Raw genomic sequence first — 24,195 nt, 5'->3', positions numbered from 1 at the left:
TTCCATCTTAAAACAGCCCAGGCAGCCACATTGAAAATCCAGGTACATAAGTTACCAGAAGCAGCGCAGCCAGTATCGCCAGATAGAACGGCCAGATCGTGCGGACAGCGTCTTCGATGCGGATTTTGCCAACTGCGCAGCCAACAAACAGACAAGTGCCAACTGGCGGTGTACAAAGCCCAAGGCCCAGATTTATCAGCAACATGATGCCGAAATGCTCAGGCGCCATGCCAAGACTTTTAGCGATAGGCAGGAAGATAGGTGTGCAAATCAAAATCAATGCAGCCATATCCATAATCATGCCGAGCAAAAGCAAGATGATATTGATCATGAGAAGGATGACGATCGGATTTTCCGAAATGGAAACCAGCAGAGAACTCAGCAAGGCAGGGACCTGATAGAGAGCGAGCAGATAGGCGAAAGAGCTGGCGAAGGCAATCAGGATCATAACCATCGCAGTGGTGCGCACAGACGACGTTACCGCGATCATAAACCCTTTAAAGGACAGACTGCGATAGTAGAATGTGGTCAACAGCAATGCATATATCGCCCCGAATGCACCAGATTCTGTAACTGTGAAGACACCCGACAACGTGCCGCCTACAATGATCACCGCCGTGATTAGCCCTGGAACAGCATCAAGTGCAGTGCGCGCAACTGCGGCATGGCCTGGATAAGGCTCTGCAGGGTATTTATGTTTTACAGCGAGAATATATGCGGCAATGGCCAGACATACACACATTAGAATGCCCGGCAGAACACCTGCCAAAAACAGCTTGGAAACGGAAATGCCACCGCCTGCTGCAACTGCGAAAATAATCATATTATGACTTGGCGGAATAACGATGCCTGCGATTGAAGATGTCACGGTGACATTCACCGCATATTCTGGCCGATAGCCACGTTCCTTCATGACCGGAATGAGCAATGAGCCGAGCGAAGAAATGTCGGCGATTGCAGAGCCGGATATGCCGCCAAACATCATACTGGAAAAGATGTTGACCATTGCCAGTCCGCCTTTGATGTGGCCGACCAGAGCGGAGGCAAATCGTACCAGACGCTGCGCAATGCCGCCGTGAAGCATGATTTCACCCGCAAAGATGAAAAATGGGATAGCAAGGAGCGAAAAGACTGTGACACCGGCCATTGCGCGCTGAAAGGTGATCAGCATTGGAAAGCCTTCAAACCAGAAAGCCGAAGCTGCGGCGATCCCCATTGCAAAGGCAACGGGCATCCCCAGAACGACGCTAATTGCAAAGACACCTAAAAGTATTGCGAGGCCCATAATTAACGCCCTTCTTCAAGTTCGGCGTTAGCCGGTTGTGAGAACTTTGAAATTCGAATGATTATGCGCGCGGTAACAAAAAGGGTCATCAGTCCGCCGCAGCACACCATAGAAAATGTGCGGACACTTTCGGGCACGTTGAGCATTGGCAGATTAGTATCCCAACCGAACTTCACCAATTCGAGACCTGCCAGAAACATGACAACGCCAAAAATAGCGAGCACAATGTCAACGATGACCATAATAACTGTGCGGATGCGCTCTCCAGCGGCATCGCGAAACATCGTGACGCCCAGGTGACTGTCATCATAAACGCCCGCCGCGGCGCCAAGAAATGCTATGTAACCTATAAGAACAAGAGCCAGTTGCTCGACCCATGTCGGGGTTACATTGAGGACATAGCGGCCAAAGACAAGCCATCCAAATGTAACGATCAAAACGACCAAAGCGCATGATGCAACAATAATGCAAGCAGAACTGATTTTAGCGAGCACACTTTCGGCTCTGGCAATAATCAACGTGCGATCGGCCATCTCTTCATCTTTCAAAATTGCTGTAAATTGGAAACGCCCGGTCTTTCAGGAGAAGACCGGGCGAAACGGTCAGTATTTATCAATCAGCATTGCGGATTAGATCGACAAGGTCAGTCAGTTCAGGGTTGGCTTCCAGAAACTGGTCGTAGACCGGTGCCATTGCAGCTTGAAACGGTGCTTTGTCAGCGATTTCATTAACTTCCACACCACCGGCTTTTACCTTTTCCATGCTTGCCTTTTCACGCTCGGCCCACAGTTCGCGCTGTAGATCGGCACTTTTACGGCCAGCTTCTTTCACGATCTTCTGCTGTTCCGGTGTCAGCTTGTCCCATGTCTTTTTAGACATGCACAGACATTCCGGAATGATCAGATGTTCGGTCAGGGAGTAATATTTTGCTACTTCGTAATGGTTGGTGGACTCATATGATGGCGGGTTATTTTCCGCGCCGTCAATGACATTGGTTTTCAGTGATTGAAACACCTCGGCAAACGCCATAGGCGTTGCATTACCGCCCATTGCTTCGACCATGCCAACGAACAAATCGTTGCTCATAACACGCACTTTCATGCCCTTTACATCTTCGGTCGACGTAATAGGACGAATGGAATTGTAGAATGAACGCGCGCCTGCATCATACCAGCCAAGTGGCACGATACCTTTCGCCTCCATACCTTTTCCGATGGCTTCACCAGCCGCACCATCCATCAGTTCGTACATTTGCGGAATACTTTTGAAGATAAATGGCAACGAGACAACATTGGTTTCCGGTATCGCCTGCCCCATCGGTCCAAGGCTGAACTCACCAAAATCAATCGCGCCCAGACGGATTTGCTCAATCGCGTCAGGCTGGCTGCCCAGCTGACCGTTGTGGTAGGTCTTGCCGGTTATTTCACCGTTTGTCTTCTCGGTAACTTCTTTCATGAACGATTCCATCGCGATGGAGACCGGATAGTCTTCAACGTGAATATTCCATCCCCGAAGTTCGATAGCCTGTGCCGATAGTGCCGGTAGGCTCAGTCCTACTGCAAGCGCTGCTGCTTTGATAAATTTCGATTGGGTTACAAACATGCGATCCTCCTAGTCGTTTATATTTGTAACAAAGACCATATATCTAGTTTACAACTTTTTACAAGTTGTTTTTTGTATTTATCATCAATGAGGTCGTGCAAAAGGTATGAGCAGAACATTTCTTGTCGCGCTCCGTCCCTTTAAAAGCAGCGGCTTTAAGCTAGTGCCTCGCTGCGGGTAAAATTGTGCGAATTGTTTTTGAAAATGAACGCGAGCTACAAAATTCGAACTTGTCTGTTGACGCCTAAGATATGTTCGACCTACTGCGACGCGAGCGTTTGTGATATTGCTTTTAATATGTAGTTTTGCAAAACAGTAGCAGCTTGGCTGAAGTTGCTTTTGATATGATTGATCCGAACAAATAATATTGCATTGAAAAATTCAGAACAGATATTTGCTATCGCGCCTATGATGGATTGGACGGACCGGCATTGCCGGTTTTTCCACCGCCAGTTGACCAAACATGCATTGCTTTACACTGAAATGGTGGTTGCGGACGCGGTTATTCATGGCAACCGCGAGCGTTTGCTCGGTTTTGAAAAGGCCGAGCATCCTGTGGCTGTTCAGATCGGCGGTAGCGAGCCGGAAAAAATGGCGGAAGCTGCACGTATTTGCGCTGACTTCGGCTATGTTGAAATCAACATGAATGTTGGCTGTCCGTCGGACCGTGTGCAGTCCGGCACATTTGGCGCTTGCCTCATGCGTGAGCCGGATCTTGTGGCGCGGTGCGTTGAAGCGATGAAGCAGGCAGTCGATATTCCGGTCACGGTAAAGTGCCGTATCGGTGTTGATGAGCAGGATACAAAAATAGCGCTTGATACGCTGGCTCAAAAGTCTTGGGCGGCTGGTAGTGATGCGCTTTGGGTACATGCGCGGAAGGCTTGGCTTGAAGGGTTAAGCCCGAAAGAAAACCGCGATGTGCCGCCTCTGGATTATGGACGGGTGCATCAACTCAAAAAGGAAAACCCGAATCGTTTCATCGGGTTGAACGGCGGACTTGAGAATGTGATTCATGGTATTGAATCGGCAAAAGGCGAAGATATTGTTCTGGATGGTATCATGCTTGGCCGCGCGGCGTACCAAAATCCGCTTTGTCTGACCAAAGTTGACCCGCTGGTTTACGGTGATGAAAGTACCAATTTCGACGCGGCAAATCTTATCGATGTGATGTGCGATTATATTGACCGGCAAATTGCAGGTGATAGCGGTATAAGGGTCAACCATATCACACGGCACATGGTGGGACTGTTTCCGGGGGTCGCCGGTGCGCGCCGTTTCAGGCAAATTCTATCTAATGAATCCGTCAAGCCGGATGCGTCGAGCCTCGTTTTGCGCGATGCGTTTGATATTGTCCGCGATGGGCTTGGCAAAGATACAGCCAATGCACTAGACCCTTCTCAGGCAGCATAAGTTAAGCGCCTGAGATTGGAGGCGTTTTGGCCGGTTTGGATTGGACACTTATTGCCGGCTTGGCCGGCGTTGTTGCTGTTTCCGGTGTGGTTGCCGGATTTCTTGCTGGCTTGTTTGGTATTGGCGGCGGTGCCATTCTTGTGCCGGTATTCTTCTTTGCCTTTGGTGTGGCTGGTATTGACGATGCTGTGCGTATGCATCTGGCAGTTGGTACCTCCCTGGCCATTATTGTTCCGACATCCTTACGGTCTTTTTCGGCCCATTATAAAAAGGGTGCGGTTGCCATGGATGTGTTCAAGTCATTCATTATTTGGGTTCCCATCGGCGTACTTCTCGGCACGTTGGTAATTGCCAGTATATCATCCACGGAATTGCGTTTTGTTTTTGCCGGTATTGCTACCGTTGTCGGATTACGGCTCATTCTGCACCGTGAAAGCTGGCAGCTTGGCAGCGATATTCCAACAGGCCCAATCCGCTGGTTTGCCGGTGTCGTCATCGGTCTCTTATCGATGCTGATGGGCATTGGCGGCGGTGTATTAAACAATACGTTCATGACGCTTTACGGCCGGTCTATTCATCAGGCGGTTGCCACATCTGCGGGAACCGGTGTGCTGATTTCGGTGCCGGGCTTGTTTGGCGCGATCTGGGCCGGATGGGGTGAGGCGGGTTTGCCGCCATTTTCAACAGGCTATGTGAATTGGATCGGTGTTTTTTTGATTATCCCCATCACGCTTTATATGGCACCGTTCGGGGCCAATGTTGCCCATCGCCTTAAGAAAAGACACCTTGAGATCGGGTTCGGAATATTTTTGCTGATTGTTGCCGCGCGCTTTATATACAGCGTTGTTTAATCATTTTTCGCATTGGATTTCATCGCGCGGCGTTTTGTGACGCGTCGCGGCCGTGTTTCAAGTTTCGCAACACGTGCCGGTAATTCCTGCATGATCTCTTTGCGGCGTTCATCGGTATACATTGTCCATGCCGCTATTTCGTCGCGCGTTCGCCCGCAGCCAAAACAATGGCCGCTTTTCATATCAATCGAGCATAGAAGGATGCAGGGCGATTCCATCGTAATCCGCTTTAGTTCGTCTTCATTCTTACATAGTGATTGCAAATGTGATCGCAAGGCCGATGAGCATCGTGGTTTCGACAAGCTGTTGGCATGCGCCAAGCGTATCACCGGTTTGACCGCCAATCATTTTCAAACATAGTTTTTGAAATCCGATCATAATGGTGACGGAAAGTGCGATTGCGATGGTTGCGGCAATAAAGCCGCTGCCCAAAACACCAAATATCAACGCGCTGCCAAGGCCGGTAATAGCTGCGATTGAGACAGCGTTTTCGTGCGGTTTGCCCAACCGGCCGGACACACCGTCTATTCGGGCGGATGGTAAATCGGACCACATCCAGACCATCGCACCGCGTGATGCTGCGTTGGTGGCAATCATCGCAAAACATGCGGCGATGATACCTGAGGCCTGTAGAATGGCGGCAAGCGCAGTCACGCGAAGCAGCAAGGAGGATATAACAGCAATGACACCGTATGTGCCGAGCCGGGAATCTTTCATGATTTCCAGGCGGCGTTCTTTGTTTGCGCCGCCGCCAAATCCGTCTGCAATGTCGCCCAGACCATCTTCGTGCAGAGCGCCGGTCAAAATAATAACTGTTATGATTGCAATGGCAGCCGAAAGACTTGGCGGTATATGCAATAGACCGGTGATCACAAGAGCCGCGCCGCCGAACAGACCAATCACAATTCCTGCCGCCGGATAATAACCGGCGCTTTGCATTGCTTCATCGTGTGAGCCATCCTCAAAATAACTGTTGGGCACCGGCAGCCGAGTCAAAAAGGCAAGAGCGCGGGCTGTTTCTGCAATGGGTGTGTTCAATTTCATCTTTACTGCGACAATCTTGGAGCAAATGGGGCTTTAGTTGACTAAAGCTATAGGCTAATCGGAATACAATAACCACACTTTCACATGGATGGCTTTCGTGACTACAGGATTACCTTTTGATGACTTTCGCGCTCTTGTTCGCGATTTGCCAAAACCAGCGTTTGAGGCTGGCGAAGCTGTGCGCCAACGTGATGCGGTTTTGACAAAGCCTGCCGGATCACTGGGCCGGTTGGAAGAACTTGCGGTATGGTTGGCTGAATGGACCGGCCGCGCACCGGCTGTCACACGTCCTCTTGTGGCTGTTTTTGCCGGTAATCATGGTGTCACCGCGCAAGGCGTGTCGCCGTTCCCGCCTACGGTTACTGCGCAAATGGTGGAAAACTTTGCGGCGGGCGGCGCAGCGATCAACCAGATATGTATCGCGCACGATCTTGGTCTTAAAGTTTTTGATTTGGCGCTAGATTTTCCAACAGCTGATATCACGCAAGAAGCGGCCATGGATGAGCGTACTTGTGCTGCGACAATGGCTTTCGGCATGGAAAGCATTGCTGGTGGCACCGATCTTCTGTGCATTGGCGAGATGGGAATTGGCAATACGACGATCGCCTCTGCGATTTATTACGCACTCTATGGCGGTAAGGCAGAGGATTGGGTAGGCGCTGGAACCGGCCACAGTGCGGAGGGAATTGCTCTAAAAGCCGATGTGATCCGCAAAGCCGTCGAACTGCACAAAGACCACCTGAAAGACCCGTTTGAAGTTATGCGCCGCTTGGGTGGCCGCGAGATTGCAGCCATGGCCGGTGCAATTCTTGCCGCGCGGGTCGAGCGCATTCCGGTAATCATTGACGGTTTTGTGGCAACGTCGGCAGCTGCCATTTTACATGCCGCTTCACCTGACGCATTGGACCACTGTCAAATGGGCCATGTTTCCGCAGAGCAGGCACACAGGCGTGTCATCGATAAGCTTGGTAAGAAGCCAATTCTTGATCTGGATATGCGTCTTGGGGAGGGCACAGGAGCCGCGCTTGCCGCAGGGATCGTGAAAGCTGCCGCCCAGTGCCATAGCGGCATGGCAACGTTTGAACAGGCCGGTGTGAGCGATAAAGCCTAGCGGTTTTATGTTATCAGGCGGTCGAGCGTACTTTACTGCGCCGCTCCTGAAGGCCTGACCGTTTTGTTTGTGTGCGGCTTGCCACCGGTTCTGCAGGCAGTTCATGCAGCACCCGCGAGCGTGGGAGGATTGCAATAGCCTTAGTGCCTTCACGCAGCTTCGAGCGCAACTCCAGCTTGCCGCCATGCATTGCCAGCAACGCCTGAACAATCGGCAGACCGAGGCCTGTGCCTTGTTCTGCGTTTTTGATAGCGATTGAGCCTTGCCCAAAAGCTGAGAGAACAACGGGGATTTCTTCTTCGGGAATACCCGGACCATTATCTACAACGGACATATATTGTCCGCCGGACTGGGTCCAACCGACCAGCAGTTTAATGGTGCCGCCCGATGGCGTGAATTTAACCGCATTGGAAAGCGTGTTCAGCAATACCTGACGCATTGCCCGTTCATCTGCCAATACCCGCGGTAGACCGCTTTGGAAATTGGGCTCGATTTTGATGCTTTTCTGGTCTGCCTTCATTCGGATGAGGGCCATACAGTCTTCAGCAATATCCGTTAACCGCAGCGTTTCTTCCTTGATTTCATATTTTCCGGCTTCAACGCGGCTTAAATCCAGTATCTCGTTGATGAGATTTAAAAGGTGCTCACCGGAATTATGAATGTCCTGCGCATAGGTTTTGTACGTCTCATTGCCAAGAGGCCCCAATATCTCCGCGCTCATGGTTTCTGAAAAGCCCAGAATCGCATTGAGCGGCGTGCGTAACTCGTGGCTCATGGAGGCTAGGAAACGCGATTTGGCTAGATTGGCCTCCTCGGCGCGGCGGCGCGCTTCATCGGAAATGGATTTGGCCATTTCAAGTTCAGCGACCAGAGAGTGGTTCTCATTTTGATACGCCAGACCGGACTTCGATGTTTTTTCAAGGCGGACAGCGACAAAGGTAAAGAACAGCAGGCCGGCAAATATCAATGCTGTCGCTAACATGCCTGTTGGGTGCGAGCCGTATTGTGCGCCAAATGCAACAACAGGTATTGCGAACGAAATCACAATGGTGATCGGCAAGGTATAGCAAATTGTTGCTGTTGCCGATGTTGCCATAAGCAAAAGGATTGCCTTGTAAAATATGGCCGGTTCCGCACTGCAGGATGTACAGGGAATAATTGTCAGTGCCGCCCAGGATAGGCCGACGAATAAATGGCCGATCAGGAAAATCCGCGTCCAGAGCTTACGGTTTTCTTTCTTACCGGTATTTAAGAAGCGCCGCGACAGCAATGCCATCACAGAGTAGATCAAACACGATAGGGTGGCCCATATGAAAATCTCGGGACCAAACCCGATTGCAAAACCTGCAAAGGATGCAAGAACAACCAGAAGGGGAACTGCAACCACGGATGATACGATTGCATTTGCGTGTAGTTTTAAAAGATCGAGGGAATATTCCGGCGAAACGATGTTTTGTGATGCGAGTTTGTCACGATTTCTTTTCATCGTATTGCGCAAGTCACGGTTGCGCACCGACTTGCGACGGTCAACAATGGTTTTATCGGGCAGATTTTCCGTGGAAATCATTTCAACAACACAACACAATCGAACAAAACTAACGCACCTGCGCACAGCAATGCCATTGCACAGAGCCCAATTTATACTTTCTAATGGGTTAACAAGTCCCTTCGATTCTCAGGTTTTGTGATTTGAACAAGCGATATAAACGGCGCAAGAAGTGGCGCGCATTTGGATATTTGAAGGTCATGGCCCTGTTTGCGGTCATGGCTGTTGTTGCCAGTTGGCTTGAGCATCAAAATCGGGAACAGTTGTCCGCAGAATTTAAGGTTGTTGACGGAGACAGTCTTCAAAACGAAGATGTGCGCATCCGTCTTGTGGGGATTGATGCGCCGGAAATAGGACAAATATGCGGTTCTGCAAAAGGTGATTATCGCTGCGGCATCGAAGCCCGTGATTTTTTACGCAAGCTTATCGGCGATAACAGGCCCGACTGTTATGTGGAGGGTAAGGATAAATATGGTCGTTTTCTGGCAGAGTGCTTTGTCGGCAAAACCAATCTTAACGCGCAGCTTGTCGCTTCGGGGTGGGCGGTCTCATATGGCAGTTATGGCTGGCAGGAGCAGGTGGCGCGGCGTGGAAAGCGCGGACTGTGGAGCGGCCAGTTTGATCGCCCGCAGGACTGGCGTGCAACCCATAGCGGTTTGGCAGACGGGCCATCGGGCCGTATTTGGCACGGGCTATGGCGTAGGATAAGTTACTGGTTTTCAACCGTGGAGAGTAATGAATGAGTATCGATGCGACGGATCATACGCTTTTTGACGGCGGGCGTGCGCCCAATCCGCGGCGTGTTGCCATGTATCTGGCTGAATGTGATATCCACGTGACTGTCAAACCGGTCGATATGGGCGCACTCGAACATAAAAGTGATTCAATTTCTGCGCTCAATCCATTGAAACAATTGCCTTTATTGCAGTTGCCTGATGGCAGTGTTCTCACTGAATCAGTTGCAATCTGCCGGTATTTCGACCTTTTGTTTCCTGGTAGCGGACTTTTTGGTGAAGGACCAAAGGGGCAAGCGTTTGTTGAAATGTGGCAGCGGCGCATAGAGCTTCAATTTCTCTATCCGGTCGCGCAAGCGTTTCGTCATATTCATCCTGCGATGACAGATTGGGAAGTACCACAAATTCAGGACTGGGGCGAAGCCAACAAGCCCAAAGCTTTTCGCTTTGCCGGACTGCTTAATGACCAGCTTAAAGAGCACCGTTTTATATGCGGCGATACATTCACGATTGCCGATATTACCGCGATTATAGCCGTTGATTTTTCAAAAGTGGCGCGCATTTCCTATGATGAAAAGCTGACTGATCTTTACCGATGGATCGATGAAGTACGCGCGCGCCCAAGCTATAGCTTATGAGTGTTGATAGCCTAAGCGCCCGGATTAAAGCCTGCCGGATCTGCGTGGAAGAGCCAATTGGTGAGCCGTTACCCCATGAGCCCAATCCGGTTTGCGTGATCTCACACAAAGCACGTATCTGCGTCTGCGGTCAGGCGCCGGGTATACGTGTGCATAAATCAGGGCGGCCGTTTACCGATCCTTCAGGCGACCGCTTACGAGATTGGATGGGCATTAGTGAGGAGGATTTTTACAATCCGGACAAACTTGCCATTGTTCCCATGGGGTTCTGTTTTCCCGGATATGACAAAAATGGCAGTGATCTTCCGCCGCGCAAGGAATGCCGCATGCACTGGCATGATCAGGTGTTTTCATCCATGCCGCAGTTCGAACTTGTTCTTGTGATCGGGCAATATGCGCAAGCCTATCATCTAGGGGCAAAGCGCAAATCCAATATGACGCAAACGGTGAAAGCGTGGCGCGAATATATCGACAGCAAGCCTGCCATATTGCCATTGCCGCATCCTTCCTGGCGCAACTCAGGATGGCTGAAACGCAACCCGTGGTTTGCGAAAGAAATTTTGCCAGTGCTGAAGAAACGTGTGCAAGACTTGCTTTGATTTTCTATTGTGATACGGAATTAAATTCTAATGTATGGCTTTCATACATTTCATTTTAGAAGGTTATACCTAATGGATCGTCTTGATAGGAAAATTTTGAAATTGGTGCAAGAAGATGCCACTGCTTCTGTGGCTGACATTGCAAAGGCCGTGGGCCTGTCCACCACACCATGTTGGCGCCGAATTCAAAAACTTGAAGATGAGGGTGTTATCCGCAAGCGCGTTGCTCTTCTCGATCCTGTGGCGGTTAATGCGCGTGTTACTGTTTTTGTATCCATCCGCACCAATTCCCATTCGATAGAGTGGCTAAAGCGTTTTTCGGAGGTCATTAGCGACTTTCCCGAAGTTGTCGAATTTTACAGGATGAGCGGTGAGATCGACTATCTCTTGCGCGTCGTGGTGCCGGATATTGAAGCCTTCGATGCCTTTTACAAGCGCCTGATTTCAAAAATTGAAATTCGTGATGTGTCGTCGACCTTTGCAATGGAGCAGATCAAATACACGACAGAAATGCCGCTGGATTATATGGTGATCGACAAAAGCTAGAGCAATTCTTGGTGGATTGCCCTAACGCTTGAGATGGCGTGTGAGGCGTTTTTCGAGCCAGTTCCAGATGTTGCGCAGCGCTTCGACAATGACAAAATAGAACACCGCCGCCCAGATATACATCTGGAAATCGAAAGTACGCGAATAGGCGCGGCGGGTTTCGCCCATTAAGTCGTACACGGTTACAAGCGCGACGATAGCCGAGCCCTTGATCATCAGGATAATTTCATTGCCATAGGGGCGAAGCGCCACAATCAAGGCTTGTGGCAGAATGATTTTCCGGAACGTTTTCCAGCGCGGTATGCCAAGCGAATCCGCGCCTTCCCATTGCCCTTTAGGCACACTTTGAATGGCGCCGCGCAGAATTTCGGCCTGATAGGCGGCTGTGTTCAATGTGAACGCAAGAATCGCACAATTCCATGCGTCGCGGAAAAATATCCAGATGCCCAAAGCGTCCAGCTCTGCCCTGAATGTACCCAAGCCATAATAGATCAGGAACACTTGAACGAGCAGGGGCGTGCCGCGGAAAATGTAGACATATGAGAAAGACAGCGCGCCGATGATCTTATTTTTTGATAGCCTTCCAAAGGCAATCGGCAACGAGATGATCGCACCTAAAACAATCGAAATTCCGACCAGCGACAAAGTGGTTTGCAGACCGGTCCAATATTTAATACCGTACCGGTCAAATTTTTCCGGGCTCCATGCAGAGTAAAGAAACCAGACTAAACCGATACCCGCCAGCATCCAAAACAGCATAAGAATATTGCCGGTCAGGCGGGCATTGTTCCATTGGCGCGGTGGGGGGGGCGGCGGCGTTTCATCGGGCAAGATTTCAGCAGCAACAAATTTCATCGCGCGTCACCTTTCTCGCTAAAGGCTTCAATGCGGGCAATGACGATTGAGGAAAGAAGCGCAAGAATTAAGAAGAGCAGGAACGAAACGCCGTAAAAAAGGAATGCCTGTTTTGTAACGCGCGCGGCAATGCCGGTTTGTCGCACAATATCTGCCAAGCCGATAGCCGAAACCAGCGCCGTATCTTTCAGCAGTAGCATCCACAAATTTGCCAGACCGGGCAACGCGATACGAACAAGTTGCGGGAAAATGATCAACCGCATAACGGTTTTCTTGCGAATGCCTAGAGCAAAGCCGCCCTCATATTGCCCTTGGGGTATTGCACGGAATGCCGATAAAAACACTTCGGATGCATAGGAAGAAAACACCAATCCGAGCGCAATCATACCGGCAACGAAGGAATTGAATTCAAAGGATATGTCCAGTCCCATTAGTGCAATGGTTTGCTGGACGGCAATTTGCATGCCGAAATAGACAAGAAACAATGTCAGAAGTTCAGGCAGGCCGCGAAAGATCGTGGTGTATATATCCGCTGCGGTTCTTAGCGACCATTCCTGGCTCTGTTTTGCCAAGGCAACCAGAAATCCGATGAGCAATCCCAGTGGAAGCGTGGCCAGTGCAAGAGATATTGTAATGACAACACCTGAGGCGATTTCATCACCCCAGCCCGTGTCTCCAAAGGAGAGTAGCTCCCAACTCGTCAAATCCCAGTCCCTTCGACTTGTTGATATGACAGCGGCGGAAGCGTAAACGCACTCCCGCCGCAGCCTGAATTAAAGCGAATGATTAGTCGCCGTAAACGTCGAAATCAAAGTACTTTGCGTTGATTTCTTCATATTTTCCGGATTCGCGGATCGCAACAATGGCTTCGTTGAACTTTTCACGAAGCTCATCTTCGCCCTTACGGATTGCAATACCCGCGCCTTCACCGTTGATTACCGGATCAGGTGTCAAAGTGCCGAGCAATTTACAGCATGCGCCATCTTCTGTTGCCAGCCAGTCTGAGAGAACAACAACATCGTCGATCACGCCATCGATACGGCCGCTGGCAATATCGAGTTTGTATTCGTCAGGCGTCGGATAAAGTTTCAGCTCTGCGGAGCCCAGTTTTTCTTCAGCATAGTTGGAGTGCGTTGTTGAAGATTGCGCGCCGAGTGTTTTGCCAGCAAGTGCAGCGTCAGTTGCTTCGGCAATGTCGGAATCTTTAGGTACGGCAATGGCCGGTGGCGTGTTGTAGTATTTGTTTGTAAAGTCGACAGTTTCTTTGCGCTCTTCAGTGATAGACATGGACGCGATGATGGCGTCAAATTTACCGGCAAGAAGTGCAGGGATAATACCGTCCCAGTCGCTTGTTACGAATTCACATTCGGCCTTCATTTCCTCACAAAGTGCGTTTGCGATGTCGATGTCAAAGCCGGTGAGCGAGCCGTCTGCTTCAAGGTTGTTGAATGGAGGGTAGGCGCCTTCTGTGCCAATCTTGATTTTCATGGAGTGGCTTTCTGCTTGCGCTGCGCCGATTGAAAGCGCGACTGCTGCAACAGATGTTAGAATTGTTTTTGTAAAACGCATTTTTCTTCCCTTGTACTATGTTCGCTGCTGTTTCCGCAGCGTAATTACACCCAATTTTTCAGGAACTTGATCTTCCCATTAGTTTACGTTGAAATGCAACAGGAAATCTGGAGCGTCGTTAAAAAATGGGTGAATAGCCTATTTGCCGCCGCGTAAGGGTTTTAGCATCCGTAGGGTATTGCCATTTTTATTAAAAAACGCATGGCGCGTGAAAGCGGCAAGATGCAGGACGAATAATGGCAATAAGGCCATCGCGCTGTATTTATGAATAGAGAGCGTTATTTCCAGCGCCGCTGGACTGCCGGAATATGGCGCGGTCCACACAACTAAGTTGAAAATATTATACTGAGTGCCGGACAATAGAGGTATTAAAAGCCCCGTTATGGCGAGCAACAATATTGCTGTTAAAAGCCCGATAATGATCAAACGTTCAAGAAAACTAATGGTCGGGTGCTGATCAGGTGTACGCGGGAAGCCGCGTGACAGGCGCAACAAAACCCGCCAGATCAACGGCAAGGCCAGCAAAATTCCAAGGCTTAAATGGGTGGAATGCAACTCGAACTGATATGTGATGGCCATGACCAGTATTGCAAGCGCGCCAAGCCAGTGGTTGATGACCGAAACAAGCGAATAATTTGCGGCAGGGTCTTTTTTCGCGTTGGTAACATCGTGCGGCAATAGAGTTTCGGTCATTTAGTCATTCCGGTTTAAAGGTATGAAACGGCACAAAGCGTACACGGTCACCTTTATTGATTTTGTTTACATTTTCAGGAATTTCAATTAAGCCGGTTGCTTTGCGCAGACCTGTTATCAACCCTGATCCGTCACGGTCAAATTTTACTGCAATCGTGTTCCCTGCATCATCTTCTTCCAGCCAGCCGCGCAGGAATTCGCGCCGGTCAGTTTTTTTCTTTTTGATTTCAAATGCGGCTTCTACATTAACGCCCTGCGGTTTTTTTGTTTTCATGCCCAGTAGTTTTGCAATGACAGGATAGGCGTAAAGATTTGCACAAACCATAGAGGCAACGGGATTACCGGGAAGGCTGACGACCACGCAATTCTTGATTTGGCCGAACATCATAGGTCGGCCTGGTTTGATCGCAATTTGCCAAAGATGCCGCTTACCCAGATTGCTGAGCACATTCAGCATATGATCTTCATCACCGCGTGAGGCACCGCCGCTGGTTAAAATCAAATCGTGGGTTTTGGAAGCACGCTGCATGGCTTGCGTGATCGCGCTTTCATCATCTGGCAGAATGCCCAAATCCGTTATAGAAACCATGTTGCCGTCAAGCAGCGCTTTGAGCATCGGACGATTGGCATCATAGACTTTACCGGCAGTGAAGTCCTGCCCGCTTTCAAGAATTTCATTGCCTGTAGACAGAATTGCGATGCGCAGTTTTTTGCGCAGCTTGATTTTATCGATGCCGATAGAGGCGAGGGCGGCAATTTTTGCAGGGGTTAGAAGCTCCGCCTGTTTTACAACCGGCGTTCCGGCTTTCAAATCTTCACCGGACTTACGGCAATTGGCTCCTTGTTTCAGGCCGGGCGGTATATGAATTTTGCCGTCTTCACCTATATCGCAATCTTCTTGCATTGCTACGGTTTCTGCATTGTTCGGCATGATTGCGCCGGTAAAAATGCGCGCGCATTCGCCTTTTTTCAATGTGACCTCGTGCGCATCACCGGCTGCAATCAATGCACCTAATGATAATTTTCCGTTGCAGGAAATATAATCGGCATGCGCGAAGGCGTAGCCGTCCACGGCCGTGTTATCGGTGTAGGGCACATTGCGCGGCGCGATAATATCTTCTGCAACAACGCGCCCGGCGGCATCATTTATTGTCAGTTCTTCATCATCAACAATGAGCGCTAAATTACGATCGATTGTCTCAAGCACTTCGGCATGTTTCATCCGGTCTTTGTCATGCAAAAAGCAATCATCGAGTAATTGGCGCTGTGTCGTCATGCTTGTGGCCCGAGTTTGAGATAGCCGGCAATAAAGTCTGCAATCTGCTTCATATCGCTGCGCCCAAAACGGGGAAGATCAGCGTTGATTTCAATATCTTCATCAGCGGCGATGGCGACGACATTCTTTATCCGGTCCATAAGCTTTGCCTGTTCGGAAGAAGCGATTAGCAAAATTTTGGGATGGTTCTCGCTTTTATACCCTTCTGCCAAAATGAGATCCGCATCGGCCATATGGTTGATCAATGTCTGCAAATCCGGCTCGGCTTCATCACCATGAATTTCGTGCATGAGCGCCCAGCGTTTTGCACTCGATATAACCACTTCCATTGCGCCTGAGCGGCGGTGTTTATCGGTATCGGTTCCCGGCTGATCAAGATCAAATTCATGATGGGCATGTTTGACCGAGGATACGCGCAAGCCTCGCGCTGTAAATTCGGCAATCAAAGCGGCCGTCAGGGTTGTTTTGCCCGAATTTTTAAAGCCGGAAAGACCGAAAAGCGGTGTCGTCATGGCTGTTGCTCCCGATAGAGCCTGTCAGCAATGGTCAAATCTTCCGGTGTGTTGATGTTGAAAAACGGATCGAACTCCTTTTCGAAAGAAAAATCGACGAAGATATGGGGGTGCGAACGAACCCAAGCCATGACTTTTAATATACCGGTTTCATCCAGCCATTTCTGTAGGTCGTCGCATAAAGACACGGGCCACAAAGCAAAAACCGGATGATTAAAACCGCCTGATTCCGCCACGACTATGGTTTTGCCGTCAGGTGCGGCCTCTAACAGCTTCATTGTCATATCATCGGGGAAGAATGGCGAGTCGCCAGCGACGGTAACAATATGGGTCGCTGAGGGATGGTTCTTGCGTACCCAGAGCATTGAAGCCAAAAGACCGGCGAGCGGCCCCTGGAACCCTGCAAGCGTGTCTGAGAAACAAACAACCGATTTGATGTTAAATCCGGCATCGTCGGAATTTGTGTTAATGGCGGTTTCGTTGACTTGTGCTTGTAATTTGCCGAGGACAGCATGAAGAATGGTATTTTCTCCGAGCTTCATCAAAGTCTTGTCGCCGCCGCCCATACGGGTTGACTGGCCACCGGCTATGACGATGCCAATGATATTTTTATGCTCAATCATGCCTGCTGCCTTTACGGCCGTGATCCGGCTCCTCGTTCGCGATAGAGGCTGGCTCCAAATCGCGTATAATACGCTCATGGCCTGAAAGCGCGGTGAAGCGTTTGCCGCGCGCGCGGCCAATAAGCGTAAGTCCGGCGCGCCTCGCAAGCTCGACGCCCCATGCGGTAAAGCCTGAACGTGAAACGAGAACGGGAATTCCCATCATAACGGTCTTAATCACCATTTCCGAGGTGAGGCGACCTGTGGTGTAGAAGACCTTATCACCAGCATTCTCGTTGTTTAAATGCATCCAACCTGCAATTTTATCGACGGCGTTATGACGTCCCACATCCTCCATATAAACCAGTGCCCGACCATCCTGACACAGCACACATCCATGAATTGCGCCCGCGCTTAAGTACAGACTAGGTGTGGTGTTGATGGTTTTGGTCAGCTTGTAGAGATCAGATGTCTTTAAACGGGTCTCCTGATTAAGAGAAACATCGTCAAAGCCGTCCATAATGTCGCCAAAGATCGTTCCTTGCGCACAACCGGATGTGCGCACCTTCTTTTTCAATATCTGTTCGTAATTTGTTTGGCGCTTTGTGCGAACGACGACAACATCAAGATCGTCATCATAATCAATGCCGGTAATTTCATCATCCGGTTTAAGCATGTTTTGATTACGCAAATATCCGACAGCCAAAAGGTCAGGATGATCGCCAATCGTCATCATTGTCACGATTTCCTGAGAGTTGAGATAAAGCGTAACAGGCTTTTCTGTTACCACATTAACGGTGACGGGCTGCCCGTTTTCATCAAAGCCGGACACATGTGTCGACAGGCCTTCGCCATCAGGGGCAGGGGCCAGCAAATATTGATTTTCATCAAGCGTGTTCATGTCACCAATATGCATGACTAAAGCGACAGACTTCAAACACTAATTTGCTTCATACTGACGTGACATACGGGCGCCGATCAATGTTATGATCAATGCAATGAAACCGAATGCGACCAGCAAAGCGCATAGTCCGTATGGAGAACCGGTTTCGCCGACAACAATACCGCCAACAATTGATGCCAGTCCGCCGCCGCCGATTTGCAACGAGCCCAGCAAGCCCGATGCGGCACCGGCAGCTTCCGGTCTGACCGATATGGTTGCGGCCGTGACATTGGGAAGCGTAATACCGTTGCCCAAACCGATTAGCGACAGCGGTACAAACAGCATCCAGGGCGCAGGGTCTTCGGACAGGTAAAACAAAGCAAGAGAAATGACCGGCCCGATAAAGCTGAAAATCGCACCAATAGACATCATTTTCTCAAGTCCAACGGCTTCAGAATAACGTCCGGCTAACCCGTTACCCAACGCATAGCCGACCGCACAAAGGGAAAAATAGAGCCCGTATTCAAATGGTGTTTGCTCGAAAAACAAACTGGATACCGCAGGGCCGCCGCCCAGAAATGAGAAGAAAACGGCAGTGACAAAGGAGGCGGAGCCCACATAGAACCAAAAAATAGGCATTTTGGCGAGCGAGGTATAAACGCTTATTTGCCTGCCGCTACTTTGACCTATGTTTGAATTTGTTTCCGGTAGCAGAACCAAAGCGGCCAAAAGTGCGATAAAGCCAAACGCGGTAAGCACGCCGAATGACCAGCGCCACCCTGCGACACTGTCGATATATCCGCCGATAGCAGGGCCGATCATCGGTGCGACAGCCATGCCCATCACAACATAACCGATCATGCTTGCCGATTTTTCGCGCGGATAAACATCGCGCACAATCGCGCGCGATAGTACCATTCCAGTTGCACTTGCTGCCTGAATAATTCTGCCGATCAAAAAATATGATGCGTTTTCAGCCAGAAGACAGATCAGCGAACCGATGAGAAACAGGAAGAGCGACCAGATGAGAATTGGTTTGCGGCCATATTTATCCGACAGCGGCCCTGAAAACAGTGATATAACGGCCGTCGCCAAGAGATACATCGACAAGCCGAGCTGAACAGTGGCGTAAGGTGCGTTCAAATCCAGAGCGATGCTGGGCATGGACGGCACAAAAATATTGATTGCCAATGGACCGACCGCTGCCAAAATAACCAGAATCCAAAGTTTCGGTTTTGCTGGCTGGAGAATGTCTGTCGTAATCGTCATGGCTGCCTCGTATGTAGGGCAGGTCTAATCCATCTGACCGAATTTGCAAACTAATTCGGCCTGCTATGCAAATGGCCGTGAAACTCTCTAAATATCCTGTTGTGGTGGATGTTTTTTCAGCTCCAGTGAGCGTATCCGCTCGCGGTAAATGGCGTAAACACCTGATACAATTACCAGAATTGATCCGATAATCATCATCGTGTCGGGGCGTTCATTCAGGAAGAAATATCCGATCAAAACTGCGAAGATAAGGCGCGTATACCGAAAGGGCGCAATGGTTCCCATCTCGCCAAGCCGCACGGAAAGCACAAGACTGTAATAGCCCGCCGGACCGATAAAACAGGCCGCCGCCAGATACCAGAATGTGGCTGTGTCAACCGGCTGCCATCCGCCTTGAAATTGCATGACAATAAGGGAGGGAACCGTTAGGGCGAAATAAGCTGCTGCCGATACAACGGCCGTGGAAATGTTGACCTCGACACGGCGGGTTGCCAGATCGCGCATCGAAAGGCCAGCAACGCCAATCAGGGCGAGGATTGAAGCCGCGTTGAAACCGTCCATGCCCGGCCGGATGATGATGAGAACGCCGGTGAACCCGACCAAAATTGCGCCCCAGCGCCGCCAGCCGACAGGCTCTTTTAAGAAGAGAGCAGCGCCAAGTGTCACCATGAGCGGAGATGCCTGCAAAATAGCAGAGGCATTGGAAAGCGGCAGCAATGTGAGCGCTGTAACAAAGGCAAGTCCTGCGATGACTTCGCCCAAATTGCGGATAACGACCGGCCCTCTAAGCAGTTTTTTTGTGAACAGTTTTTCGTTTTGTACCCGCGCAATAAGTGCAAAAAACAAGAAGCCGGCAATCGACAGCACGAATAATATTTGTCCGGCTTGAAGGTCCAGCGCGGCAAATTTTATCATGGCATCTTCAACAGCGAAAAACGCCATTGATAAAATCATGAACATGATTGCCCGAAAATTGTTTTGTATCAGTGCCAGCGCCATTTATGTGCCCCGACCGCCGGGTATTTGCGAGGCTGACTTGCTGATAACCTTGATGCTTTTATTGCGCTGATGTTCACGGAAAATGGCATAAAGGCCGCTGCCGACGACAATGATACTGCCGATAACCGTCCAAAGGTCCGGCAAATCATCGAAAACAAGATATCCCAAAATGACGGCCCATAATAACGCAGCATAGCGGAACGGCGCCACCGTCGCGATATCACCGTCACGCATGGCCAGAACAATAAAATGGTAACCGACAAACAGAAAGCCTGCAGCAAGCATCAAAGTACCGAAAATGTGAAGGTTCATCGGGCGCCAGCCACCAAATGGCACAATCAAAACTGCGCCGAGAACTGTGACAGCGATTGCCGCAAGCAAAGAAACGTAAAACGGTGAGATGTCTCTATCGAGCAGGCGCGTAACAATATCGCGCCCTGCGGCCAGTATGACGACCGTCAAAATTGCCAGCGAGTAGATGTTAAAGCCTTCCAGTCCGGGCCGGATGATAATCAGGACACCGACAAGCCCGATCAGAATCGCCGAGAGACGGCGCCAGCCGACAGGCTCTTTTAAAAACAAATATGCGCCAAGTGTGACAGCCAGCGGCAATGCCTGCATGATCGCCGATGCGTTTGCGACAGGCAGGTTTGAAAAACCGATCAAGAAGAATGTGGTCGCAACTGCTTCTAGGCTTACGCGAAGAAGCATTGGCCCGCTTTTGATCTGCTTGATTGTAATGCTGTGCTTCTTATAGGCGATGAGTGCCGCAAGCAAAACAACCATCATCAGTCCACGCACGAACATAACCTGACCGTAGTTGATTTCGTCTGTCAGGGTTTTGACGATCACATCATTTATGATGAAGCCGGACATTGCCAGCGCCATAAACGCGGCAGCCTTGTAGTTCGTTGCTAGGGTCATGTTGGTTGTCTTAAATGGGTTTAAGCGGCCGCCATATCATCAAGGTGTAAAACCACCTAGTGCACTTTGCTCAATCGCGCGCTTCAAGCCAAAGTTTTAGTGTTTCATAATCTTTGTTTGTGACTGATTTTGCGACCTGTTTGCCGACAGCCGCGCCAAATTTATACCCGTGACCTGAACAGGCTGATACGATTGTTACGCGCTGCATTTTATGGGTGAAAAAGTGACAATCTTCGGTAAAAGTGTAAGCGCATGTCACTGTTTTTTCATGGATATATTCGTCCAGTCTTTTAAATGGCGGCGAAAAATGCTTCTTGATTTCGTCGGCTTCTTGCGGTTCAGCGATCCGGTTTTCATCGGGGTTTGACAGACAACGGTGCAAGCCGGTTCCAAGCTTTACACCTGAACCGCCGACAGGCGGAATGACATAGCCGTCTGTGTCGGCACCAACGTCAAGGATAACGGGGGCCGCCGCCCATGCTTCAGCAAGGTCTTCGGGCGGTGTAAAGTAGGCGACGGCCGTGCGATAGGTTGTCAAATGTTCCGACAGCGATGGCATAAGCTCCAATACCCATGCGCCTGCGGTGATGATGACTTCGTCAAATTGATCGCCATCCACAATGCCAAATTTGGGGGCGACAGATTTTACTTTATGGTTTTCGCGTAATTGCGCGCCATTTTGCAAAAGCCATTGCTTTAAATCATTTGCGATTTTCTGGCATAAAAGTGCGCCGCCTTCGGGGCTTTCAGCCGCATAGTTGAATGTCGAAGCATCCAGAAACGGATATTTTTCTTCAGCTTCCTGCGGTGTCATTTTGCTGTGCGGATAGCCGCCTTCAACAAGGCCCTGATAATATTCGTCCGCCTCGTCACCTTCGCGCTGGCTTATTAGTAAGAAGCCTGTTTCTTTCAAATGCCGCTTTCCAATGTCGGCAAATAATTCGTCCCAAGCGGCATAAACATCATCAATGCGCTTTTGATAGCCGCTTTGTTTGCCATAGGCCCGGCGAATGATGCGATGTTCGTCGCCTGAGGCAGATAATGGATTGGGGATAGGGCCTTGCTCAAAAAGGGTAACCTGATGCCCGTCTTTTGTCAGCGCCCATGCTGATGACAGTCCGGCAATGCCGGCGCCAATAATTGCTACTTTAACCACCGGTGACACTCATATGGCGTGATACAGAAGGACGTTTTGTTGCGCGGTCGATAATGAAATCGTGCCCTTTCGGCTTGCGGCTGATTGCTTCGTCTATGGCCTGGCTGACAAGCTCGTTGCCTTCAGATTTACGAAGAGGAGTACGTAAATCAGCGGCGTCATCTTGCCCTAAGCACATGTAAAGCGTGCCGGTACATGTAAGGCGCACACGGTTGCAGCTTTCGCAGAAATTATGCGTCATCGGTGTAATGAAACCAAGGCGACCGCCGGTTTCTTCCACTTTGACATAACGCGCAGGACCGCCGGTTTTATAAGCAATTTCATTCAGCGTGAATTGCTGTTCCAGATCACTGCGCACCTGTTTCAAAGGCAAATATTGATCGGTGCGGTCTTCATCAATTTCGCCCATTGGCATGGTTTCAATAAGTGTGAAATCCATATTGTCGCGATGCGCCCAACGCATCATGTCGACGATTTCCATATCGTTGACGCCTTTGAGGGCAACGGCGTTGATTTTAACGTGAAGGCCCGCACTGCGCGCAGCTTCTATACCAGCCAGAACACGGTCCAAAGCGCCCCAGCGGGTAATTTTCTTAAACTTGTCACCATCAAGCGTATCGAGCGAAACATTGACACGTTTAACGCCGTTATCAGCCAGTTGTTGCGCATATTTGGTCAGTTGCGAGCCGTTGGTTGTAAGCGTTAATTCATCCAGCGCACCGGATTTCAAGTGCCGCGACAATTGCTCGATCAAATGCATGATGTTCTTGCGGACCAAAGGTTCTCCGCCGGTCAGACGCAGACGTTTCACACCTTTATCGATGAAAGTCGTGCAGAGCCGATCCAATTCTTCCAACGTCAGTAGTTCTTTCTTGGGCAGAAAAGTCATATGCTCCGACATGCAATAGACACATCGGAAATCACAGCGGTCTGTCACTGAAACACGCAAATAATCGACCATTCTGCCGAATGGATCAATCATTTCTGCTCCTGTTGTGCTTGCTGTCATTGTTTTCATGTCCTAACGCATATTAGGTGACTCTTGGCCCTAAAGGCCTTTGGGTCAACTCAACTTCCGGTGTTTTTTTGACACTGACACAATAATTAACGGATGCTGGTTATGAGCGAGATATGGCCGACGGAATTGCGGGTTTCAAGCGACAAGAAAGTCCTTTCGATTCGATTTGATGATGGCAGTGCCTATAAACTAACTTCTGAAATGCTGCGTGTGTTGTCTCCATCCGCAGAAGTGCAGGGACATTCGCCCGAGCAACGCAAGCTCATGTATGGCAAGAGAAATGTCGAAATCATGAAAATGGAACCTGTCGGTAACTACGCTGTTCGCATTGTCTTTGACGACATGCACGACACCGGTATTTTTTCATGGAAATATCTGGCCGAACTAGGCGCTAACAAAGAGGCCAAATGGTCTGAATATTTGAACGAACTGGCCGAAAAAGGACTTAGCCGATGAGCTTTGAAGCAATAAATGACGTATCGCAGCTTGAGGCAATATACGGCGCACCGGGGCAGGCTTCGCTTGTGAAAGTCGCTGACCGGCTGACGGATGAATATCGCGCGCTGATCGAATCATCGCCGTTCTTTGCGCTTGCGACATCCGGTCCTGAAGGGCTTGATTGTTCGCCGCGCGGCGAGCTTGGCGGCGCATTTGTCATTCACAATGAGAGAACGATTATCATTCCCGACAGGCGCGGCAACAACCGGATCGACAGTTTGCGCAATATTGTGCGCAACCCCGAAATTGCCATGTTGTTTCTCATACCCGGATCGCTAACGACCATTCGATTGAATGGGACAGCCATCGTTACAACCGATGAGGGGTTGTTAAGCGCGCTGGAGCGCGACAGTAAAACACCGCGCTCTGCTGTTGTTGTGACGCTGCGCGAAATTTACACGCAATGCGGACGGGCCGTTTTGCGGGCGGGATTATGGGATCCGGCAACCTATGTCGACCCGAAAGCTATTCCATCGCCGGGCGATGTATTAAACGCCCAAACCCAGGGCAGTTTTGACGGCAAGACCTATGATGCCGAATGGGCAGGGCGCGCAGCTAAGACAATGTGGTGATGA

The 24,195-nt window shown here is 50.0% G+C and carries 28 protein-coding genes; 9 read left to right on the top strand and 19 right to left on the bottom strand.

The window, feature by feature from the left end:
* Positions 1–7 precede the first annotated feature (7 nt).
* The 3 genes from SU32_RS11155 to SU32_RS11145 all read right to left on the bottom strand — a co-directional run bounded on the left by SU32_RS11155 (position 8) and on the right by SU32_RS11145 (position 2,887).
* Positions 8–1,285, bottom strand: a complete 1,278-nt coding sequence (locus SU32_RS11155) for a TRAP transporter large permease (protein ID WP_053999444.1) — start codon at positions 1,283–1,285, stop codon at positions 8–10.
* 2 nt (positions 1,286–1,287) lie between these two features.
* The gene (locus tag SU32_RS11150) at positions 1,288–1,818 is read right to left on the bottom strand and encodes a TRAP transporter small permease (RefSeq protein WP_053999474.1); all 531 of its coding nucleotides are present in this window, start codon (positions 1,816–1,818) and stop codon (positions 1,288–1,290) included.
* A 79-nt stretch (positions 1,819–1,897) separates the two neighbouring features.
* Positions 1,898–2,887, bottom strand: coding sequence for a TRAP transporter substrate-binding protein (locus SU32_RS11145; protein WP_053999443.1), 990 nt, complete (start codon positions 2,885–2,887; stop codon positions 1,898–1,900).
* Positions 2,888–3,259: 372 nt separating this feature from the next.
* Here SU32_RS11145 and dusA point away from each other — a divergent pair, with 372 nt between their 5' ends.
* On the top strand, positions 3,260–4,297 hold the full coding sequence (gene dusA, locus SU32_RS11140) for a tRNA dihydrouridine(20/20a) synthase DusA (RefSeq protein WP_082376663.1): 1,038 nt from the start codon (positions 3,260–3,262) through the stop codon (positions 4,295–4,297).
* Positions 4,298–4,323: 26 nt separating this feature from the next.
* Positions 4,324–5,148: a sulfite exporter TauE/SafE family protein gene (locus tag SU32_RS11135; protein ID WP_082376657.1), complete on the top strand. Its 825-nt coding sequence runs from the start codon at positions 4,324–4,326 to the stop codon at positions 5,146–5,148.
* Here the strand turns inward: SU32_RS11135 and SU32_RS11130 are convergent.
* Together SU32_RS11130 and cobS are read right to left on the bottom strand one after the other, a co-directional pair.
* Entirely contained in the window at positions 5,145–5,366 is a 222-nt protein-coding gene (locus tag SU32_RS11130; RefSeq protein WP_053999442.1) for a DUF1289 domain-containing protein, read from the bottom strand. The two genes, SU32_RS11135 and SU32_RS11130, sit on opposite strands and share 4 nt — an antisense overlap.
* Positions 5,367–5,394: 28 nt before the next feature.
* Complete coding sequence (gene cobS / locus SU32_RS11125; protein ID WP_053999441.1) at positions 5,395–6,192, bottom strand: adenosylcobinamide-GDP ribazoletransferase; 798 nt, start codon at positions 6,190–6,192, stop codon at positions 5,395–5,397.
* A gap of 88 nt (positions 6,193–6,280) precedes the next feature.
* Here cobS and cobT point away from each other — a divergent pair, with 88 nt between their 5' ends.
* A complete protein-coding gene (gene cobT / locus SU32_RS11120; protein WP_053999440.1) occupies positions 6,281–7,303 on the top strand; it encodes a nicotinate-nucleotide--dimethylbenzimidazole phosphoribosyltransferase in 1,023 nt (340 codons plus the stop codon).
* A gap of 13 nt (positions 7,304–7,316) precedes the next feature.
* On the opposite strand, the gene SU32_RS11115 is transcribed toward cobT, so the two are convergent.
* Entirely contained in the window at positions 7,317–8,870 is a 1,554-nt protein-coding gene (locus SU32_RS11115; RefSeq protein WP_053999439.1) for a sensor histidine kinase, read from the bottom strand.
* Positions 8,871–8,992: 122 nt separating this feature from the next.
* Here SU32_RS11115 and SU32_RS11110 point away from each other — a divergent pair, with 122 nt between their 5' ends.
* From SU32_RS11110 to SU32_RS11095, 4 genes are all read left to right on the top strand, one after another.
* Entirely contained in the window at positions 8,993–9,592 is a 600-nt protein-coding gene (locus SU32_RS11110; RefSeq protein WP_144421107.1) for a thermonuclease family protein, read from the top strand.
* Positions 9,589–10,221, top strand: coding sequence for a glutathione S-transferase N-terminal domain-containing protein (locus SU32_RS11105; protein ID WP_053999437.1), 633 nt, complete (start codon positions 9,589–9,591; stop codon positions 10,219–10,221). Before SU32_RS11110 ends, SU32_RS11105 begins: the two co-directional genes overlap by 4 nt.
* The gene (locus SU32_RS11100) at positions 10,218–10,820 is read left to right on the top strand and encodes a uracil-DNA glycosylase family protein (RefSeq protein ID WP_053999436.1); all 603 of its coding nucleotides are present in this window, start codon (positions 10,218–10,220) and stop codon (positions 10,818–10,820) included. The genes SU32_RS11105 and SU32_RS11100 overlap by 4 nt, the downstream gene beginning before the upstream one ends.
* A gap of 72 nt (positions 10,821–10,892) precedes the next feature.
* On the top strand, positions 10,893–11,366 hold the full coding sequence (locus tag SU32_RS11095) for an Lrp/AsnC family transcriptional regulator (RefSeq protein ID WP_053999435.1): 474 nt from the start codon (positions 10,893–10,895) through the stop codon (positions 11,364–11,366).
* Positions 11,367–11,387: 21 nt separating this feature from the next.
* On the opposite strand, the gene SU32_RS11090 is transcribed toward SU32_RS11095, so the two are convergent.
* The 13 genes from SU32_RS11090 to moaA form a co-directional block, all read right to left on the bottom strand.
* Positions 11,388–12,221, bottom strand: coding sequence for an ABC transporter permease (locus SU32_RS11090; protein ID WP_053999434.1), 834 nt, complete (start codon positions 12,219–12,221; stop codon positions 11,388–11,390).
* Positions 12,218–12,925, bottom strand: coding sequence for an ABC transporter permease (locus SU32_RS11085; RefSeq protein ID WP_053999433.1), 708 nt, complete (start codon positions 12,923–12,925; stop codon positions 12,218–12,220). The genes SU32_RS11090 and SU32_RS11085 overlap by 4 nt, the downstream gene beginning before the upstream one ends.
* An 82-nt stretch (positions 12,926–13,007) precedes the next feature.
* Entirely contained in the window at positions 13,008–13,790 is a 783-nt protein-coding gene (locus SU32_RS11080; RefSeq protein WP_053999432.1) for an ABC transporter substrate-binding protein, read from the bottom strand.
* 138 nt (positions 13,791–13,928) lie between these two features.
* Positions 13,929–14,483, bottom strand: a complete 555-nt coding sequence (locus SU32_RS11075) for a cytochrome b (RefSeq protein ID WP_053999431.1) — start codon at positions 14,481–14,483, stop codon at positions 13,929–13,931.
* Between the two features lie 4 nt (positions 14,484–14,487).
* Positions 14,488–15,759, bottom strand: coding sequence for a molybdopterin molybdotransferase MoeA (locus SU32_RS11070; RefSeq protein WP_053999430.1), 1,272 nt, complete (start codon positions 15,757–15,759; stop codon positions 14,488–14,490).
* Positions 15,756–16,271, bottom strand: a complete 516-nt coding sequence (gene mobB / locus SU32_RS11065) for a molybdopterin-guanine dinucleotide biosynthesis protein B (RefSeq protein WP_053999429.1) — start codon at positions 16,269–16,271, stop codon at positions 15,756–15,758. The genes SU32_RS11070 and mobB overlap by 4 nt, the downstream gene beginning before the upstream one ends.
* Positions 16,268–16,894 (bottom strand): molybdenum cofactor guanylyltransferase MobA, encoded by a 627-nt coding sequence (gene mobA / locus SU32_RS11060; RefSeq protein WP_053999428.1) that lies wholly within the window; start codon positions 16,892–16,894, stop codon positions 16,268–16,270. Before mobA ends, mobB begins: the two co-directional genes overlap by 4 nt.
* Complete coding sequence (gene fdhD, locus SU32_RS11055) at positions 16,887–17,774, bottom strand: formate dehydrogenase accessory sulfurtransferase FdhD (protein WP_053999471.1); 888 nt, start codon at positions 17,772–17,774, stop codon at positions 16,887–16,889. Before fdhD ends, mobA begins: the two co-directional genes overlap by 8 nt.
* A gap of 39 nt (positions 17,775–17,813) precedes the next feature.
* Positions 17,814–19,025 (bottom strand): multidrug effflux MFS transporter, encoded by a 1,212-nt coding sequence (locus tag SU32_RS11050; protein WP_053999427.1) that lies wholly within the window; start codon positions 19,023–19,025, stop codon positions 17,814–17,816.
* 87 nt (positions 19,026–19,112) lie between these two features.
* On the bottom strand, positions 19,113–20,024 hold the full coding sequence (locus SU32_RS11045; RefSeq protein WP_053999426.1) for a DMT family transporter: 912 nt from the start codon (positions 20,022–20,024) through the stop codon (positions 19,113–19,115).
* Positions 20,025–20,948, bottom strand: a complete 924-nt coding sequence (locus SU32_RS11040) for a DMT family transporter (protein WP_053999425.1) — start codon at positions 20,946–20,948, stop codon at positions 20,025–20,027. It lies immediately after the preceding gene.
* A 70-nt stretch (positions 20,949–21,018) separates the two neighbouring features.
* Positions 21,019–22,104, bottom strand: a complete 1,086-nt coding sequence (locus SU32_RS11035; protein ID WP_053999424.1) for an NAD(P)/FAD-dependent oxidoreductase — start codon at positions 22,102–22,104, stop codon at positions 21,019–21,021.
* Entirely contained in the window at positions 22,097–23,122 is a 1,026-nt protein-coding gene (gene moaA, locus SU32_RS11030) for a GTP 3',8-cyclase MoaA (RefSeq protein WP_201454934.1), read from the bottom strand. Before moaA ends, SU32_RS11035 begins: the two co-directional genes overlap by 8 nt.
* A gap of 102 nt (positions 23,123–23,224) precedes the next feature.
* On the opposite strand from moaA, the gene SU32_RS11025 reads away from it, so the two are divergent.
* Together SU32_RS11025 and SU32_RS11020 are read left to right on the top strand one after the other, a co-directional pair.
* Positions 23,225–23,578 (top strand): gamma-butyrobetaine hydroxylase family protein, encoded by a 354-nt coding sequence (locus SU32_RS11025; protein WP_053999469.1) that lies wholly within the window; start codon positions 23,225–23,227, stop codon positions 23,576–23,578.
* Positions 23,575–24,192, top strand: coding sequence for a pyridoxamine 5'-phosphate oxidase family protein (locus SU32_RS11020; protein ID WP_053999423.1), 618 nt, complete (start codon positions 23,575–23,577; stop codon positions 24,190–24,192). The genes SU32_RS11025 and SU32_RS11020 overlap by 4 nt, the downstream gene beginning before the upstream one ends.
* Positions 24,193–24,195 lie beyond the last annotated feature (3 nt).

The sequence above is a fragment of the Ahrensia marina genome (genome assembly GCF_001293565.1).
Classification (GTDB): Bacteria; Pseudomonadota; Alphaproteobacteria; order Rhizobiales; family Rhizobiaceae; genus Ahrensia; species Ahrensia marina.
Note: the sequence above shows the minus strand (reverse complement) of the source record. Positions and strands in the feature narration are given on the sequence as shown.